The sequence below is a fragment of the Pyxidicoccus sp. M6 genome (assembly GCF_055568925.1).
Genome location: NZ_CM145714.1, coordinates 4734050 through 4747790, shown reverse-complemented (window position 1 = coordinate 4747790; position 13741 = coordinate 4734050). Strand labels below are relative to the sequence as shown.

Sequence of the window (13741 nt, the reverse complement as noted above, 5' to 3'; positions counted from 1 at the left end):
GTTACGGCGCCGCCTTCCGCGCGGCCACCCAGCCCTGGACCTTCGTCTCCAGCATGTCCAGCGGCAGCGAGCCGTCGAGCAGCACCACGTCGTGGAACTCGCGCACGTCGAAGCGCGGGCCCAGCTCCTTCTCGGCGCGGGTGCGCAGCTCGCGAATCTTGAGCTGGCCGACCTTGTACGCCAGCGCCTGCGCCGGCCAGGCGATGTAGCGGTCGATTTCGTTGGTGGTGTCCAGCTCCTGGCGCGGCGAGTTCTCCATGAAGAAGTCCAGCGCCTGCTGCCGCGTCCAGCGCTTCACGTGCATGCCCGTGTCCACGACGAGCCGCACCGCGCGCCACATGTCATACGAGAGCTGGCCGAACTTGTCGTACGGGTCCTCGTACAGCCCCAGCTCGTCGCCCAGCGTCTCGCAGTACAGCGCCCAGCCCTCGCCGTAGGCGACGTGGTACGCGTAGCGGCGGAACTCGGGCAGGCCCGTCTGCTCGGCGGCCAGCGCCGTCTGGAGGTGGTGGCCGGGCACCGCCTCGTGCAGCGTGAGGGGCACCATCTCCCAGCGGGGCCGCGTCTCCGGGCGGTACAGGTTCACCAGGTACGTCCCGGGGCGCGAGCCGTCCGACGCGCCCGGGTAGTAGAAGCCCGTCGTGGCGTCCGGGGCCATGGCCTCGGGCGTGGGCTCTACACCGTATGGCTGGCGCGGCAGCGTCTTGAACAGCTTCACCAGCAGCGGGTCGATGCGCTTGGAGAGGCTGCGGTAGCGCGTCAGCAGCTCGTCCCCGGTGCGGTAGTAGAAGCGCGAGTCCGTGCGCAGGAACTTGAAGAGGTCCGCCAGCGAGCCCTGGAAGCCCGCCTTCGCCTTCACCGCCTCCATCTCCGCGCGGATGCGCTTCACCTCGGACAGGCCCAGCGCGTGGATTTCGTCCGGCGTCAGCGACGTCGTGGTGTAGCGGCGGGCCAGGAACGAATACAGCGCCTCGCCCTCGGGGAGCTGCCAGATGCCCACCTGCTCCGGGCCCTTCGGGAGGTACTCCTCCACGAGGAAGCGGTGGTAGCGCTTCAGCGCGGGGAGCACGCTCTCGGCGATGGCGGCGCGGCCCGAGGAGGCGAGGCGCTGCTGCTCGGCGGCGGAGATGCTTGCGGGGAAGCGCGTGAAGGGGCCGTGGAAGGCGCTCTTCTCGGGCGCGTCCACGAGCTGCTTCTCCACCTGCGACGGCATGCGCTTCAGCACGGCCTGGGGGTGGACGCGCCCCTCGCGCAGGCCCTCGCGCATCAGGGCGATGACCTGGTCCGCGTAGGTGCCGAAGCGCTGGAGCCGCACCACCCAGTCCTCGTAGTCCTTCACCGTCTCGAAGCGCAGCGTGTCCGCGAACTGGTAGGCCGTCTGCACGCCCGGCGGCTGCTTGATTCCCTCCGGCAGGCCTCCGAGGTGGTTGGACGGCATCAGGTACGTCTTGAAGCGGTGCTCCTCCACCCACAGCTCGTAGTCGCGAAGGAACAGGTCGTAGTTGAGCTGGTCCGCCGCGGAGAGCTTCTTGCGGTCCAGCTTCTTCACCTGCGCGACGACCTGGAGGTTGTGCTGGTGGTCCGCCTCGATGGACTTCAGGCTCAGGTCATCCCAGCGGTCGTTCCACCGCCGGTCTCCGGACACGGACGCATACGTCGGGCTGCGCTCGAGCTGGTACTGCCACTCGCGCTGGATGAGCGCATGCAGCGCGGTGGCGGCATCGGACTGCTTCGCGGCTTCGGCGGTGACGGGCTGCATCGCGATGAACCCCAGGACAAGGAACGGGACTGCGCGGAACATCGAACCGCCTCTCTAGCGCAAGGTGGGCGTCGTTTCAGGGCCCGTCAGCACGGGCTCCTCCGGGAGCGGACGCTTGAGGACGACGAGCGCCAGCGTGGTCGCCAGTGTGCCCGCGAGGATGGACACGAGGTAGAGCCCCACCGGCTGCACCGCATTGGGGATGGCGAGCACGAACACGCCACCGTGCGGCGCGCGCAGGCCGCACCCGAACCACATGGACAGCGCGCCCGTTATCGCCGAGCCGAAGACGATGGAGGGGATGACGCGCAGCGGGTCCTTGGCGGCGAAGGGAATGGCGCCCTCGGAGATGAACGCGAGGCCCAGCACCGCGGCGGCCTTGCCGGCCTCGCGCTCCTGGAGCGTGAAGCGGTTGCGCGCCACCACCGTCGCCAGCGCGAGCCCGAGCGGCGGCGTCATGCCCGCGGCCATCACCGCCGCCATCGGCGTGAAGGTGTTGGAGCCGAGCAGGCCCACCGCGAAGGCATAGGCCGCCTTGTTGACGGGCCCGCCCGTATCAACCGCCATCATCGCCCCGAGCAGCAGCCCGAGCAGGATGGCGTTGGTGCCGCTCATCCCCGACAGGAAGCCCGTCAGCCCGCGCATGATGGCGGCCACCGGCGCGCCGATGACGTAGACCATGAGCAGGCCGACGACGAGGGACGACAGCAGCGGGAGGATGAGGACGGGCTTCAGCCCTTCGAGGTTGGCGGGCAGGCGGATGTGGTCGCGGAACCAGCGCGCCACGTAGCCCGCGAGGAAGCCCGCGGCGATGCCTCCGAGGAAGCCGGCCTCGATGCGACTCGCGAGCATGCCGCCGATGAAGCCCGGCGCGAGCCCCGGCCGGTCCGCGATGGAATAGGCGATGTAGCCCGCCAGCGCCGGCACCATGAGCGCGAAGGCGGACTGGCCAATCTGCATCAGCGCGGCGGGGAGCGTGCCCTCCTGCTTGAAGGCGTCGATGCCGAAGACGAACGACAGCGCCATCACGAGCCCACCCGCCACGACGAACGGGAGCATGAACGACACGCCCGTGAGCAGGTGCTTGTAGGGCCCCGTGGGCTCCGCCTTCGCACGAGCCACGGCCTTCGCGGGCGCCTCGGCGGCGGGAGTCCCGGGCGGGGCCACGGGCAGCGACAGCGCCCGCTCGATGACCGAGTCCGCCTGCTTCAACGCCTCGCCCACCGAGGTCTGCAACAGCCGCTTGCCTGCGAAGCGCTCGGTGGAGACGTGCGTGTCCGCACCGATGATGACCGCGTCCGCCGCGGCGATCTCCTCCGGCGTCAGCAGGTTCTTCGCGCCCACCGAGCCCTGCGTCTCCACCTTGATGGTGTAGCCCCTCGCCTTCGCGGCGCGAGTCAGCGCCTCGGCCGCCATGAAGGTGTGGGCGATGCCCGTGGGGCACGCGGTGATGGCCACGAGGCGGCCGGTGGTGCCGGGAGCGGCGGAAGTCAGCGCACCTGCAACCCCGGTCGAGGGACCGCCCATCGCCGCCGCCGGGGCAGTCCCCGCACCGCCCACCACGGGCCGCGGAGAAGTCACGGCCAGGGGCTGGCCGGAAGCCATTGCCCCTGACGGGTGTCCTGCCATTGCGCCCGCTGACGGGCCGGCCCCCGTTGCCTCACCCGTACGTGCCACCGCCTCGTCGATGATGTGGTCCGTCTCCCGGATGGCCAGCGCCGTCGAGGTGCGGACGATGCGCTTGCCCTGGAAGCGAGTCTCGTCGACGGAGATGTCCGCCGCGACGATGACCGCGTCCGCCTCGGCGATGGCCGCATCCTCGAGCGGCGAGCGGACGCCCTCGGAGCCGCGCGTCTCGACGGAGATGGAGTGTCCCTTGAGCACCGCCACCCGGTGCAGCGCCTCGGCCGCCATGACGGTGTGGGCGATGCCCGTCGGGCAGGCGGTGATGGCTACCAGTTTCGCCATGGTCGTGCGCTCCTCGTCTCTCGCGGCTCAGGCACTTCCCAGGGGTTCGATGGACACGATGCGCATCAGCGACTGAACGCGCGCCTGCGACGGCGGCACTGGCCCCACCTGCACCAGCTTGCCGGCGGCGAAGGCGGTGCCGTACCGCGCGCACTCCTCCAGCGAGCGCCCCGACAGCCGCGCGGTCAGCACCCCCGCCACCATCGAGTCCCCCGCCCCCACCGTGCTGGCCACCTCCACCCGGGGCGGCACCGCCAGCAGCGCGCCCTCGCCGTCCACGAAGATGGCGCCCTCCGCGCCCAGCGACACCACCACCAGCTCGATGCCCGTCGCATGGAGCTGCCGCGCCGCGCGCACCACCTCGGTCCGGTCCGGCAGCGCACGGCCGAGCAGCTCGGAGAGCTCGTGCACATTCGGCTTCACGAAGTCGGGCCTCGCCGCCACCGCGTGCTTCAGCGGCGCGCCGCTGGTGTCCACCACCACGATGGCCCCCCGGGCCCGCAGCCGCGCCGTCAGCGTGGCGTACGCGTCCTCGGGCACTCCGGCCGGCAGGCTGCCCGAGAGCACGAAGCAGCCGTTGTCCCTGGCGAGCGCGTCCAGCGTCTCCGTCAGCTTCCGCAGCGCACCGTCCGGCACCTGCAGGCCCGGCAGGTTGAGGTCCGTGACGGTGCCACCCGTCCGGTCCACGACCTTGATGTTGACACGGCTGGCGCCGGGCAGCCGGAGGCAGCGGTCCTGAATGCCGCGCTCGCGGAACAGCACCTCGAAGACCTGGGCGTTGTCCGTGCCCAGGAAACCCGTGGCGGTGATGGGCACGTCGCCGTCCGAGAGGAACGCGGCGACGTTGATGGCCTTCCCACCCGCCGTGCGCGTCTCCGACGTCACGCGGTTGACGGCGCCGGCGGTGAAGCCGGGACACTCCAGCGTCTGGTCGATGGCCGAGTTGAGGCTCACCGTGACGATGCCGGGCTTCATCGGATTCATACGTTCCCCCCCGTCCGGGACAGCAGGCCCTGCACCAGCGCTCGCACGTCCGCCGCGTTTTCACAGGCGAGCGCCCCACGCGCGAGCACCTCCAGGTCCGCCATGGACACGCTCCGCAGCAGCGCCTTGATGGCGGGGATGGTGGGAATGGCCACGCTCAGCTCGCTGACGCCGAGCCCCGCCAGCGTCATCGCGCCCGCCGGGTCTCCCGCCACGCCGCCGCACGCGCCCACCCAGATGCCGGCCGCGCGCGCCGCCTTCACGGTGAGGTCCACCATGCGCAGCACGGCCGGATGCACACCGTCCGCCTGCGGCGCGAGCACGGGGTGCTCGCGGTCCATCGCCAGCACGTACTGCGTGAGGTCATTGGTGCCGATGGAGAAGAAGGACACCTCCTTCGCCAACTGGTCCGCGAGCAGCACCGCGGAGGGCACCTCAATCATGATGCCAATCTCCACCGGCGGCGCGCCCACCTCGCGGCGCACCTCCTCGGTGAGGGCCTTCGCCCGGCGCAACTCCGCGAGCGTGGCCACCATGGGGAACATGATGCGCACCGGCCCGTCCAGGGCCGCGCGGAAGATGGCGCGCAACTGCGTGCGGAACAAATCCTCCCGCTCGAAGCACAGGCGGATGCCGCGCACGCCGAGGAACGGGTTGGCCTCCGCGGGCAGCGACAGGTAGGGCACCTGCTTGTCGCCGCCGATGTCCAGCGTGCGCAGGATGATGGGCAGCCCGTTCAGCGCCCGCACCATGGCGCGGTAGGCCTCGTACTGCTCGTCCTCGCCGGGCGGGTCGTCACGCTGGAGGAAGAGGAACTCCGTGCGCATCAGCCCCACGCCCTCGCCGCCCGCGTCCACGGCCTTCTGCGCGTCCTTCGCGGAGCCGATGTTCGCGGCCACCTCCACGCGGCGCCCGTCGCGGGTGATGGCGGGCTTGTAGCGGTCCAGCTTCTCGGCCTCGCGCTGCTCGCGCACCTTCTCGCGCTGCCTGGCCGCGCGCTCGCGGTCCTTCGCGGACGGGGTGACGACGAGCACCCCCGCGTTGCCGTCGAGGATGCACTCCTGCCCGTTCTTCAGGTCGAGCACGGACGGCCCGGCCGCCACCACCGCCGGAATGTCCAGCGAGCGGGCGATGATGGCCGTGTGCGAGGTGGCTCCGCCGCCGACGGTACACAGGCCCAGCACCATCGCCGGGTCCAGCTTCGCCGTGTCGGACGGGGCCAGGTCCTCGGCCAGCAGCACCACGGGGTGGTCCGGCAGCGTGGCCACGCCCTCCACCACGTCCGCCAGCAGGCGCAGCACGCGGCGCCCCACGTCGCGCAAATCCCCGGCGCGCCCGGCGAGCAGCGGGTCCGGCAGGCGCGCGAGCACGTCCGCCCGCGCCTCGTAGACGGCGCGCCACGCCCAGCCGGCGCTCGCGCCCGCGATGATATGCCGGTGTGCCTCGCTCACCATGTCCGGGTCGTCCAGCAGCTCCTGGTGCGCCTTGAAGATGGCGGCCCGCGAGGCGCCGGCCTTCTTGAAGAACTCCTGGTGCAGGTTCTGGAGGTCCGCCGTGGCGCTGGCCAGGGCCTTGTCCAGGCGCACGCGCTCGCGGATGGAGTCCGGCGCCCGCTCCTCCACGTGCAGGCGCTCGTGCTGGAAGGCCCACATCGGACCGGCGGCGATGCCCGGCGACGCGGAGATGCCCACCACCAGCGTCCCCTCGTAGTCGAGCGTCACCGCCGGCGCCGCGACGGGCTCCGGCGCGCCACCGGGACGGGGCGCCTCCATCTCTTCACCCAACCCCTCCTCGAAGGCCTCGCGGATGGCGGCCAGCGCCGTCGGCGCATCGTCGCCCACGGCGCCCACGGTGAGCGTGGCGCCACCTCGCGCCCCGAGCGTCAGCAGCGTCACCAGGCTCTTCGCGTTGGCCGTCCGCCCGTCGAACTTGACGAAGATGTCGCTGCGGAAGCGCTTGGCCACGTCCACCAGCACGGTGGATGGACGTGCGTGCAGGCCGTGCGGCACGGGCGAAGTCACCTCGATGAAACAGCCCCCGCCGGCCAGCGGCTCCGGTACGGGCTCGGCCCGCGCGGGAGCCCCGTTGAGCGTGGCGACGACGACGTCCACGTCCGTCGTGAGGGCCAGCTCCTCCGCCTTCGCCGCGTCGCCGAGCACGCCGGTGAGGTTGGCCAGCACCTGGAGGTGCTCGTCCGAGCGCGCGGCGATGCCGACGACGATGCGCGCGTGCCCGTCCCCGCCCCACTCCACGCCCCGGGGGAACTGCACGACGACGACGCCGGTCTGCTTCACCATCTCCCGCGCGTCGGGCGTGCCGTGCGGGATGGCGATGCCGTGCCCCAGGTACGTCGCGGAGACCTTCTCGCGCCGAAGCATGCTGTCGATGTAGCCGGGCTCGATGAAGCCCGCGTCCACCAGCGTCTGCCCGACGAGGCGGATGGCCTCCGTCCTGCTGGTGGCGGCCTGTCCCAGGCGAACGTGCGTCCTGCGCAGTTTCAGCATCGGTCCTCCTCAGGAGAACAGCTCGAGCAGGTCTTCTCGGGTGATGGACGTCGCGGCGGAGGCCTCGCTCAGGGCGGCCTCGAAGATGGCGCGCTTCTTCTCCTGGAGCCCCAGGATTCGCTCCTCCACCGTTCCCTGCGAGACGAGCCGGTACACCATCACCGTCCGCTCCTGGCCGATGCGGTGCGCGCGGTCCGCCGCCTGCGCCTCCACGGCCGGGTTCCACCACGGGTCCACCAGGAACACGTGGTCCGCCGCCGTGAGGTTGAGGCCCGTGCCGCCGGCCTTCAGCGACATCAGCAGCACCGGCGCCCCCCCGTCGGACTGGAAGCGCTGCGTGATTTCGCCGCGGTTGGGCGTGGAGCCGTCCAGCCGCTCGAAGGTGATGCCCGTTGCCTTGAGCTGCGGCTCGATGAGGTCCAGCATCGACGTCCACTGCGAGAAGACGAGCGCCTTGTGGCCCTCCGACACCGCGGTGTCGAGCGCGTCCACCAGCGTCTCCACCTTCGACGAGGTGTTGGCCCGCTGGCCCGGCACGAGCGCCGGGTGGCACGCGGCCTGGCGCAGCCGGAGCAACGCCTCCAGCGCCTTGAGCACGCTGCCGCCCTCGTTGAGCAGCGCCACGACTTCCTTCCGCGTCGCGGCCATGACGGCGTCGTAGACGGAGCGCTCGCGCTCATCCAACTGCACGTGCATCACCGACTCGATGCGCGGCGGCAGCTCGGGCGCCACGTCGCGCTTGAGGCGGCGCAGGACGAAGGGACGAATCTTCCGGCGCAGTCCTTCCGCGGCGTCGGCCCGGCCGTCGGAGATGGGCTGCGCCACCTTGTCCTGGAAGTGCCTCCGCCCCCCGAGCAGGCCCGGGTTGGTGAAGTGCATCAGGCTCCACAGCTCCTCCAGCCGGTTCTCCAGCGGGGTGCCGCTGAGCGCGAGCCGGAAGCCCGCCTTGAGCCCGAAGGCCGCGCGCGCCACCTGGCTCTCCGGGTTCTTGATGGCCTGCGCCTCGTCCAGCACCACCGCGTCCCACGTGCGCGTGCCGAGCACCGCCGCGTCCAGGCGCATGATGGCGTACGTGGTGAGCGTCACGTCCGCGGCCGGCTCCAACGCGCGGCCGGGCCCGTGGTACACGCAGACCTTGAGCGACGGGCGGAAGCGCTTCAGCTCCGCGGCCCAGTTGGGCAGCACGCTGGTGGGGCACACCACGAGCGAGCCCGGCCCCAGCGCGCAAATCGTCTGGAGCGTCTTTCCGAGGCCCATGTCGTCCGCGAGGATTCCGCCCAGCCCCGCGTTGCGCAGGAAGCCGAGCCAGCTCACGCCCTGGAGCTGGTACGGGCGCAGCGTCGCGGTGAGGTCCTGCGGCAGCGTCGGCGCCGGAAGCTTCTCGAAGCCAGCGACGAGCGGCGCCAGCCGGTCCAGCCCCGGCGGAGGCGGCTGCTCCAGCGTCTCGCACAGCGCGCTCAATTCCGGCAGCGCGTGGTTGGACACCTTGCCATCCGCCTGCCGCGCCGAGAGCAGGTCCGCCACGCGCTGGCCATGCTTGTCCAGCCAGGCGCGCGGCAGCGGCGCCCAGCCGCCACCTTCGAGCGGCACGAGTCCCAGCCCCTCGGACCATGCGCGGACGACGGCGGCCGCATCCACGGTCTTCACCTCGCCCTTCGCGCCCTCCACCTGGAACTCCAGCGTGAAGCGCACGTCGGGCACGCCCTGCGCGTTGGCGCCGGACTGCACCTGGAGCAGCGGCTTGAGCTTCACGTCCGGGCTCACGAGGCCCGCCGCGTCGCCGGCCAGGTCACCCCGCCACCGGCGCAGCTTGTCCGCCCAGCGCACCATCTCCGGGCCCGCCACCGTCAGCCGGCGGCCCGGCACGAGGTTCAGCTCGTCGCGGAGCTGGTGGATGAGGCGCTGCTCCGCGGCCTCGTCGCGCAGCGGCACCGCGCCGCGCAGGTACACCATGCGCCCGTTGTCGATGCGCACCGCGGGCGGCGCGCCGTAGACGAGCGTGGGCAGCACGGACAGGCCCTGCTCCAACTGGTTCAGCTCCAGCAGGACGCGCGGCCTCAGCTCGCGGTCCAACCGCGGCAGACGCTTGCTGCGCACCTCGACGGGGATGCGGCGCCCCAGCTCGGGCAGAATCTTCGCCGTCAACTCACCGACCTGCTCCACGGAGTACGTGCGGACGATGGGCAGCGCCTGGAGCCACGCGCCCGTCATCTGCGTCTCGCCCAGGCGGGCCAGCGTGTCACCGGCGAGCGCGACGCCGGGGCTCACCACCTCCGTCACGCGCGCGTCCCTCGTCACCGTCACCGCAATCTGCTGCGCGCGGTCCTCCACCACGGCGCGCGGCAGCACGGGCTCGTCGGACACGGCCACCGGGCGCCCGTCGAGCAGCACGTTGCGCGCGTTCTCCAGCACCTTGAGGAGGGCCTCCAGTGTCTCCGGGGACAGCGTGCCGCGCGTGCGACGCGCCTCGAGAATCCGGTCCGCCAGCAGGTCCGCCTGCTCCACCTGGAGCGTCGCCGCCTTCGCGGGCTGCGCCACCAGCGACGTCAGGCTCCCCTCCAGGGGCTCCTCGCGGCCGTCCGCGTGCGCGAGCGCCCGGTGCAGCTCCAGCCCGCCGTCCGCGCGGGTGAAGTGGTACACCACGCGCGACCAGCGGGCCGCCGCCGTCTCCAGTGGCGTCTCCTGCTTCTCCGCCTGCTGGATGGAGATGGCCGCCGCGACGACGTGCTCGCACGGGTCCACCTGGCTGGGGCAGTCACACTCCCAGGCATCGTCGTTCGGGTAGAGGACGACCGTGAGTGCGACCGGCCGACCCTTGGCGCGGACTCGCAGCTCCAGCTCGCCCTCCTTCTGCGCCTGGAGCACCACGGCTCCCGAGCGCGCGAGGTTGACGCCATTGGACCAGATGCCCGGCTTTGCTTCCTTCCGGACGGCTTCCAGCAGTTGAGCAGTCGCTGACATGGGGCGTGTTTTCCCTACCCGCCACGGGTGCGCCGCGCAATGTCCATCAGGACGCCCCGAGGCCGGACAGGCGCCCCGCGAACACAGCGCGGCGCGTTGGCCCTGGCCGGCCGAGACACGCGGCCAGGGCCCCGGTGCCTTCCTTCAGCGGCAGGACAGCCAGCTGCACGAGCCGGACAGGCATTCCCGCCCATAGAGGCAGGTGGCGCCCTTGGGCTTCTTGTTCATGCACTTACCCTCGTTGAGGCCCCAGCCGCAGTACTGGCTGGAGGTGCAGTTCGCGTCCGACGTGCACGTGCAGTAGCCCACGGAGCCGCAGTCGCCGGAGCTGCACGCGTGGCTGAGGCACTCCTGGTCGAAGCGGCACGCCTGCCCCACCTCCTTCGAGTCCGGCGCGTAGTGCTCGCCGCACAGCACCGGGTACGCCGCCTCGCGGGCGGCCTTGTCCACGTACGCGGCGATGCCGGAGGTGTCGATGTCAGCGGCCGCGTCAGCCATGCCCGTGCGCGGGCCCGCCGCGCGCTCCCAGACGCGCAGGAAGGTCTCCGCCGACCCGGACAGCGCGGTGGTATTCGCCCCCACGCGCCCCAGGTCCTTCAGGAGGTCCGGCAGCATGCCCACGTGCGCGAGGCCGTACTCGTCGAAGCCCGTGCCCAGGCGAGCGGGGCCCCCCACCGTCTGCTGCCGGGACTGCGCGTCGGCCTCCGCCTTGAAGCCCGCCGAGCACGCGCCGTTGTCACCGAAGCGCGGCCGCGTCTGCTGGATGAAGCCGTTGAGGTCCGCGCCGAAGGCCATGGGCACCTTGAGGCCCTGGCGGCCGTACTCGTACGCCTGCGCCAGCGAGCGCGTGGAGCCCTGGCAGTTGTTGGCCACGTTGGACTTCGTGTACGCGCGCGTCTCGTCGTGCGCGGTGCGCAGGCCGAACATGCCGCCCGTCTGCCGCACATAGCGCACCGCCCAGGACGGCGTCGTCTTCTCGTCGTCCGCCAGCTCGGGGTTCATCACCTCGCGGAAGTGGCCGTGGGAGATGACCAGCGGGTAGTACGCGTTCGCCTGCGCCACGGCATACGCGTCCTGCAGGCCCTTCTCCGACACGTGGGCCACGTCGATGATCATCCCCTTGGCCATCATCGCCTGGAGCAGCGCCTTGCCATCCGCGGTGAGCCCGCGCGTGTTGCGGCAGTTGCCGGCGGCGTCCTTGTACACGTCGAAGCCGAGCGTGAAGGAGTCCGTCGTCACGCCGCAGTCCGTGTCGATGTGGCAGTTCTCCAAAAACTGCGCCGCCTGGAAGATGGGGTTGTGCAGCGCCGCGCCGCCGAAGCGGTTGTCGAGCTGGTGCACCGGCTGCAACGAACGCACGCCCAGCGCATGGAAGCGGTCCAGTTCCGTGCGCCAGTCCTTGGTGCCGAACAGCTTGCTCACCTCGATGGAGAGCACCATGGCCAGCTTGCCCTCGGAGATGATGCGGCGCGCGTCCGCGGGCGAGAGGGCAATCTCCACCCAGTCGTTGGCGGCGTCGAAGGCCTTCGCCATCTGGAGCTGCACCTCCACGTCCGCCATCTCGTCACAGGAGCGCTTGAGGTTGTCGTACGGCAGCGCCTTGCAGAGGAACTCATTGCTGACGAGCGACACCATGACGAGGGACATGCCGCCGTCCTTCGCCTGCTTGAGCCAGCCGCCCCAGGATTGCTGGTGGGCAATCGTGTCCCAGCGCGGCCATTGCGTATTCACCGTGGCGCGGCCGAGGTGGATTCCGGTATCGCCCTCGGTGCCCTCAATCTTGCCGATGTACTCGGAGGCCACCGCGCCACCGATGCCGAAGACGGCGGACAGGATGGGGACGCCGCTCAGGTCCACGCTGCCGGAGTTGGGACATAGGTTGAGCATGTTGCTCAGGTCCATGCGTACGCGTGCGTGGTCGCTCTCCGGAAGTCCGCCGTCACAGCTCGCGAGCGTCCCGAGGTGGCTGCCGTGGAACCAGCCGCCGCCGAAGGCCTCCTCCGCGAACATGTGATGGTGCAATTCCGCGAAGCCCGTCACCGCGAGCCCCTGGTGGGCTTCAGCGGCGGGCGCGGGGGCGGCGGCGGGGAGGGACGAGGCCTCCTCCACCGGGCCGCAGCCCAGGCCCAGGGTGAATGACAGGGCGGCCAGTACCGCACGGCGGGTCAGGTGGTGATACCCGGACATACGCAACTCCCTTCTCACTTCGTGTGACGAATGGAGTCTCCCGTCTTAGTGGAGATTGCATACAAATACACGTCAGGCCTGCAAAACACGCTCACCTCGATGGGAGGAATTGGCGTTTTTCGTGCGCCGCGCCGCGGCATGGAGCGGCTCATTGCGGCTCCCGGGTCTCATGAGACACACCGAGGGCTCCCGCCTCGGGCTCACCGCGATATTCACCAGGTCGCTCGGAGCCCCCGGCCCCTACGGCATTCTGGTTCGCGGTGAGACCGCGACGACAGGAGACCTCGAGGCGTGTGCGCTCGCCCCCATCCCTCTTGGGCGTAATCAAACGACTTCTCGCCGGCCGAGTGGTACGACGAAAACCGACCTTCAAAGCGCGGCCAGCGTAGGAGAATCGTATGAGTCTTACGGTGCTATGTGAGTTCAGAGCGCGGACCAACGGGGAGGCGGAGTTCCTGCGGGTGGCGCGGGCATTGGCATCCGCCGCTGCGACCGAGCCGGGAACGTTGCGCTACCAGTGGTTCGCCACGCAGCGGCCCGGTCATTATTCGATAATCGAGGAGTACGTCGACGCTGACGCGGCCGAAACGCATAACAACCATGTGGCTCCACTGCTCCGCGAGCTCTTTGCGGTGGCGGAGCTGGTGTCGGTGTCATTTTTCGGGGGACTCAACCAGTACTTGCGCGATTGGATTTCCGGCCGCGAGGGAGTTGCGGTCAACGTGCCGTTGTGACGTCGCCCGCTCAATCCGCGGCCGCGGAAGTCGTCGGCGTCAGGTCCCACCGACGAGGTTGAAGCGGACCATGAGCTCGCCAGCGTGCCTGTATATCTCCTCTGGAGTGGCGAGCTTGTGCTGCACCATGAACGCGCGCCATGCATCGTTCCACGCCCCGCCTCGGCCACTGCCGTCGTGAATCTGTCCGTGGAGCTCGCGTGGAATGGGCATGGCGTAGGCGTGAATCTCGACGTCCCTGCCCTTGAACCATTCCGCGAGGTCGGCCGTCTGGGGAAAGATGTGGTGCTTCTCCCAGCGGCCGGGCATGAGCTGCCGTGAAGGCGGGATGACCCGCTGGGGAGCGCCACCCCAACTGGAGAACACCACGATGGCGCCGTCGGGCAGGTTCTGCGCACCCGCACCCGGAGGGAGACGGGCCAACTCGGCTTCAGAAATCCTGTCACCGCAGCGGTAGAAGCCACACGCGGTTCCCAGACACAGAAGCGTGACACACTGGTCCTCTTCCGGCGCGCGGCACTCCACCTCCGCCCCCTCCCATGCCTGCTGCATGATGGGACGAGAGCCGGAGCAGCCCAGCCAGGACACGGTAAACACCAACAGCCCGACAGCAGAGAGGGTTCGCATGGGATGCAAACCCTGCC

The 13741-nt window shown here is 70.6% G+C and carries 8 protein-coding genes; 1 reads left to right on the top strand and 7 read right to left on the bottom strand.

Annotation, left to right across the window (positions count from 1 at the left end; genetic code table 11):
• Position 1: 1 nt before the first annotated feature.
• The 6 genes from ACVTJA_RS18870 to ACVTJA_RS18845 all read right to left on the bottom strand — a co-directional run bounded on the left by ACVTJA_RS18870 (position 2) and on the right by ACVTJA_RS18845 (position 12363).
• On the bottom strand, positions 2-1801 hold the full coding sequence (locus ACVTJA_RS18870) for a DUF885 domain-containing protein (protein ID WP_465837955.1): 1800 nt from the start codon (positions 1799-1801) through the stop codon (positions 2-4).
• 12 nt (positions 1802-1813) lie between these two features.
• Positions 1814-3727 carry a PTS fructose-like transporter subunit IIB gene (locus tag ACVTJA_RS18865; protein WP_465837953.1) on the bottom strand — a complete coding sequence of 638 codons (1914 nt, stop codon included), beginning with the start codon at positions 3725-3727 and terminating at the stop codon, positions 1814-1816.
• Between the two features lie 27 nt (positions 3728-3754).
• Complete coding sequence (gene pfkB / locus ACVTJA_RS18860; protein WP_465837952.1) at positions 3755-4711, bottom strand: 1-phosphofructokinase; 957 nt, start codon at positions 4709-4711, stop codon at positions 3755-3757.
• Positions 4708-7215: a phosphoenolpyruvate--protein phosphotransferase gene (ptsP, locus tag ACVTJA_RS18855; protein ID WP_465837950.1), complete on the bottom strand. Its 2508-nt coding sequence runs from the start codon at positions 7213-7215 to the stop codon at positions 4708-4710. The genes pfkB and ptsP overlap by 4 nt, the downstream gene beginning before the upstream one ends.
• Positions 7216-7224: 9 nt before the next feature.
• Positions 7225-10176, bottom strand: coding sequence for a DEAD/DEAH box helicase (locus ACVTJA_RS18850; protein WP_465837948.1), 2952 nt, complete (start codon positions 10174-10176; stop codon positions 7225-7227).
• A 144-nt stretch (positions 10177-10320) separates the two neighbouring features.
• Positions 10321-12363, bottom strand: coding sequence for a membrane dipeptidase (locus tag ACVTJA_RS18845; RefSeq protein ID WP_465837947.1), 2043 nt, complete (start codon positions 12361-12363; stop codon positions 10321-10323).
• Between the two features lie 398 nt (positions 12364-12761).
• Here ACVTJA_RS18845 and ACVTJA_RS18840 point away from each other — a divergent pair, with 398 nt between their 5' ends.
• A complete protein-coding gene (locus ACVTJA_RS18840; protein ID WP_465837945.1) occupies positions 12762-13097 on the top strand; it encodes a putative quinol monooxygenase in 336 nt (111 codons plus the stop codon).
• Positions 13098-13136: 39 nt separating this feature from the next.
• Here the strand turns inward: ACVTJA_RS18840 and sitA6 are convergent, their stop codons facing one another.
• Positions 13137-13724 (bottom strand): SitA6 family polymorphic toxin lipoprotein, encoded by a 588-nt coding sequence (gene sitA6, locus ACVTJA_RS18835; RefSeq protein WP_465837943.1) that lies wholly within the window; start codon positions 13722-13724, stop codon positions 13137-13139.
• Between the last annotated feature and the right edge of the window lie 17 nt (positions 13725-13741).

Excerpts from the sequence above, each read along its gene's own strand:
- ACVTJA_RS18850 (WP_465837948.1), bottom strand. The coding sequence starts at position 10,176 with ATGTCAGCGACTGCTCAACTGCTGGAAGCCGTCCGGAAGGAAGCAAAG.
- ACVTJA_RS18870 (WP_465837955.1), bottom strand. The coding sequence starts at position 1,801 with ATGTTCCGCGCAGTCCCGTTCCTTGTCCTGGGGTTCATCGCGATGCAG.
- sitA6 (WP_465837943.1), bottom strand. The coding sequence starts at position 13,724 with ATGCGAACCCTCTCTGCTGTCGGGCTGTTGGTGTTTACCGTGTCCTGG.
- ACVTJA_RS18845 (WP_465837947.1), bottom strand. The coding sequence starts at position 12,363 with ATGTCCGGGTATCACCACCTGACCCGCCGTGCGGTACTGGCCGCCCTG.
- ptsP (WP_465837950.1), bottom strand. The coding sequence starts at position 7,215 with ATGCTGAAACTGCGCAGGACGCACGTTCGCCTGGGACAGGCCGCCACC.
- ACVTJA_RS18840 (WP_465837945.1), top strand. The coding sequence starts at position 12,762 with ATGAGTCTTACGGTGCTATGTGAGTTCAGAGCGCGGACCAACGGGGAG.
- ACVTJA_RS18865 (WP_465837953.1), bottom strand. The coding sequence starts at position 3,727 with ATGGCGAAACTGGTAGCCATCACCGCCTGCCCGACGGGCATCGCCCAC.
- pfkB (WP_465837952.1), bottom strand. The coding sequence starts at position 4,711 with ATGAATCCGATGAAGCCCGGCATCGTCACGGTGAGCCTCAACTCGGCC.